At 65.1% G+C, this 498-nt stretch carries 1 protein-coding gene; it reads right to left on the bottom strand.

Going from position 1 to position 498, the window contains the following annotated elements; all coding sequences use genetic code 11:
- The coding region (locus G3I71_RS46805) for an extracellular solute-binding protein (RefSeq protein WP_164325036.1) at window positions 1–498 on the bottom strand (498 nt) is incomplete at both ends.

Genomic DNA, 498 nt, shown 5'->3' with positions numbered 1-498 from the left:
CCGGCGGCATGGGGGTGGTCTCGTAGCCGTGGAAGGTGGGCATCAGGCCGACCTGTTCGTACGAGTCGCCGCTCCGCTTGGTCAGTTTCTCCGCGACCGCGGTGAACTCGCTCCAGGTGCGCGGTGCTTCGGTGATGCCGGCGGCGGCGAACGCGGTCTTGTTGTAGACGAGGCCGTAGGCGTCGTTCAGCAGCGGCAACGTGCACTGGTTGCCCTTGAACTGCGTGTACTCCAGCAGGGTCTTGGGGAACACCTTGGCCTTGTCGACCCCGGACTTCGCGAGGAAGGGGTTCAGGTCGACGAAGGCGCCCGAGTTGCAGAACTTCCCGACGCTGTCGGTGGTGAAGGAGGAGACCACGTCGGGGGCCTTGTCACCGCCCGCCCGCAGGGCCTGGTTGACCTTGTCGTCGGTCATGTTGCCGGTGGTCTTCACCTTGATGTTCGGGTGGGCCTTCTCGAACCGGGCGATGTTCTCCTCGATCGCCTTGACCTTGGCGG

It is taken from the genome of Streptomyces sp. SID12501 (genome assembly GCF_010550245.1).
In the GTDB taxonomy this organism is placed as follows: Bacteria; Actinomycetota; Actinomycetes; order Streptomycetales; family Streptomycetaceae; genus Streptomyces.
This window is presented reverse-complemented; position numbering and strand designations above follow the sequence as displayed.